This window comes from Thermotoga sp., from assembly GCF_021162145.1.
In the GTDB taxonomy this organism is placed as follows: Bacteria; Thermotogota; Thermotogae; order Thermotogales; family Thermotogaceae; genus Thermotoga.
On sequence record NZ_JAGGZH010000058.1, the window covers coordinates 1 to 3,082 of the forward strand.

The 3,082-nt window shown below is 45.6% G+C and carries 4 protein-coding genes; 1 reads left to right on the top strand and 3 read right to left on the bottom strand.

From position 1 onward, the window contains the following. On the top strand, positions 1 to 1,178 hold a 1,178-nt coding region (gene dnaA / locus J7K79_RS04175), incomplete at its 5' end, for a chromosomal replication initiator protein DnaA (protein WP_296905483.1). Here the strand turns inward: dnaA and trmB are convergent. The 3 genes from trmB to J7K79_RS04190 all read right to left on the bottom strand — a co-directional run. Beyond that, positions 1,167 to 2,096: a tRNA (guanosine(46)-N7)-methyltransferase TrmB gene (trmB, locus tag J7K79_RS04180; protein WP_296905485.1), complete on the bottom strand. Its 930-nt coding sequence runs from the start codon at positions 2,094 to 2,096 to the stop codon at positions 1,167 to 1,169. The genes dnaA and trmB overlap by 12 nt on opposite strands. Then, on the bottom strand, positions 2,087 to 2,947 hold the full coding sequence (locus J7K79_RS04185) for a radical SAM protein (RefSeq protein WP_296905487.1): 861 nt from the start codon (positions 2,945 to 2,947) through the stop codon (positions 2,087 to 2,089). Before J7K79_RS04185 ends, trmB begins: the two co-directional genes overlap by 10 nt. Next, positions 2,944 to 3,082, bottom strand: a 139-nt coding sequence (locus J7K79_RS04190) for a tetratricopeptide repeat protein (RefSeq protein WP_296905490.1), incomplete at its 5' end; no start/stop codon positions are given. The genes J7K79_RS04190 and J7K79_RS04185, both read right to left, overlap by 4 nt.

The window sequence follows — 3,082 nt, forward strand, 5'->3', positions numbered from 1 at the left end:
AGAAGAAATATCATTCAGTGCTTTCCAGGGCAGTGAAAACGGTTCTCGGAAACGATGCCTTTTATGAACTGACCTACGAGTCGTTCGATCCACACACATCTTACAGCGAACCCCTTGTGAGAAAGAGGGCTGTTCTTCTTACACCATTGAATCCCGATTATACTTTCGAGAATTTCGTCGTTGGACCGGGGAACTCTTTTGCCTATCATGCCTCCCTGGAAGTTGCAAAACATCCGGGAAAATACAATCCACTCTTCATATACGGAGGAGTGGGACTTGGAAAGACACATCTTCTCCAGTCGATAGGGAACTACATAGTCCAGAAAGAACCCGATCTGAGAGTGATGTACATCACCAGCGAAAAATTTTTGAATGACCTGGTCGACAGTATGAAAGAGGGCAAACTCGTCGAGTTCAGAGAAAAATATAGAAAGAAAGTAGATGTTCTTCTGATGGATGATATCCAGTTCCTCATAGGAAAAACAGGTGTTCAAACCGAACTTTTCCATACTTTCAACGAACTCTATGACTCTGGGAAACAGATAGTCATCTGCTCTGACAGAGAACCACGCATGTTGAAAGAGTTCCAGGATAGGCTGATTTCCAGGTTCCAGATGGGACTCGTCGCAAAGTTGGAACCTCCTGATGAAGAAACAAGGAGGAACATCGCTAGAAAGATGCTCGAAGTCGAAAACGGTGAGCTCCCAGAAGAGGTTCTGGATTTCGTGGCGGAGAACGTGGACGACAACCTGAGAAGACTCAAGGGGGCGATAATAAAGCTCCTCGTTTACAAAGAATCCACGGGAAGAGAAGTTGATCTGAAAGAAGCGATCGCCCTTTTGAAAGATTTTATAAGACCTCAAGGGAGGCTGATTCTTGATCCTATTGATGAGTTGATAGAGATTGTTTCAAAGGTAATGGATGTACCAAAAGAAGAGATGCTGTCAAACAGCCGAAGTGCAAAAGCACTCATGGCCAGAAGGGTGGGAATGTACGTTGCGAAGACCTATTTGAAGAGCTCTCTGAGAACGATAGCAGAGAAATTCAACAGATCTCATCCTGTGGTTGCCGACAGTGTGAAGAAAATCAAAAACTCCTTGCTCAAGGGGAACAAACAGTTGAAGATGTACATTGATGAGATCGTTGGAGAGATGTCCCGCCGGGCTTCAAGTGGTTAATTCTCTGGCAATCACTCTGAGGGACCATTTCATAGCAGGGGTTCTGTAAGGGTCGGAACCATCGTCCAGTTTCAGAACCCATTTTCCGTTTCTTTCTGAAAGATTCAGGTAATAGGTCTGATGAAAATCTCCTTCGTCTGTTGAGATCACTTTCAGAAGGTAGTTGCCGTTTTTGTAAACTTTTTTCACGACAAACACTCTGTTTCCGTTTTTGAACACCTTACCTTCTAAACTCTTCAGTTTCCTCCAGGAAACGGTTCCTTCGAATGTGACATGTGCCATGGTGTTCTCTCCCTCCAGCAATCTTTTCACCACCCCGTGTTTCACCTTACGGGCGATTATCAAGAAGGTCTTTTTGCCGTGGGACTTCCACTTTCTCTCGTAACGTGTTTCCACTTTCCTCCGGAAGTTTTCCACAAAGGAATCCACCACGAAGTACTCGGAGATTTCGAAGACTTCCCGTACTTCGTTGGCATACCATTCTTCGTCAGTTGCAAATTCGAGTGTACCGTCCATTTCCAGTACAGCAGACAACGTCTGCATGAAATCATGACTGGTGATTCTTCTGTTCTCGTGCTTTTTCTTCGGCCAGGGGCATGGAAAATTCACATAAACCTTCTCCACACTGTTGTCAGGGAAGAGTTCTCTCAATCCGAATCTGCCGTCTACTTTCACGAGCTTCACGTTTGTCAGGCCGTAGTTTTTGAACTTCTTTTGCGCTTTGACGAAAGAGGTTATAGAGACCTCAAAACCCACGTAATCCTTTTCTGGGTGTTTTCGTGCCATTTCTGCGAGAAATTCGCCGTTCCCGAACCCGATCTCTACAACGATTTTCGACTTTCGACCGAAAATTCGAGACCAATCGAGAGGAAAAAATGGGAAACTCTGGGGTTTCACCTCGTATTCCGTTACAACCACCTGAGCCACCTCTCGGTCTCTATGAGATTCAAACCCCTTTTTTGCGCGTACTCGACAACCTTCAGGTACTCCTCTCGGGCTATAGGTCTGTTCAAGCCGTACTTTTTGGCCTGATACTCCGGCCGAAACTGCGCCATGATGTTTACAAGAGGTTTCGGCTCTATCTTCGAGAGCAAATCGATGACACCCAGACTGTTCTCAACGTATCCCGGAAGGATGAGGTGTCTCACAAGGACTCCTTTCCTCATGATACCATCTTTCAGCACTGGTTCTCCAACCTGTTTCACCATGCTCTTCAAGGTTTCAAAAGCAACTTGGGGATAGTCCCTGACTCCTGAAAATTTCATTCCGAGCTCAGGGTCACTGTACTTGAAATCGGGCATATAGATGTCCACGAATCCCTTCAGCTGATCGATTGTTTCTACAGACTCGTATCCACCGCAGTTGTAAACAACGGGTATCTTCCTCTCTATCCTCTCGAGGGCGTCAACGATGAAGGGAACCTGATGAGTCGGAGTTACCAGATTGAGATTTTCCACACCCATATTCTGAAGTTCCACAAATATCCCCGCTAGCTCTTCAACAGTGATCTCCCTTCCCACACCCAACTGGCTGATCTCGTAATTCTGGCAGTAAACACATTTCAGATTACAGAAGGTGAAAAAAACTGTGCCACTTCCCCTTTTCCCAACCAGAATTCTTTCCTCGCCGAAGTGAGGTCCCCAGGAGGAAACCACGGGACGGTTAGAAACGCCACAAGCTCCCTTTTCACCTTTCGAACGGTTCACACCACAGGTTCTAGGACAAAGATCGCATTCTTTCAGCCTATCATAGAAAACAAAGCTTCTCATAACCTCTTCAAGAAATATTCAGCATCATCTGCATACTCACTGTTTGGAAACTTCTTTATGAAATCCTCGAACAGCGCTCTCGAGCTGGACAGATCTCCCTTGAAGTAATAACTCAATGCCCTGTAATAGTAGACA

Coding starts and splice junctions, on each gene's coding strand:
- J7K79_RS04185 (WP_296905487.1), bottom strand. CDS start 2,947: ATGAGAAGCTTTGTTTTCTATGATAGGCTGAAAGAATGCGATCTTTGT.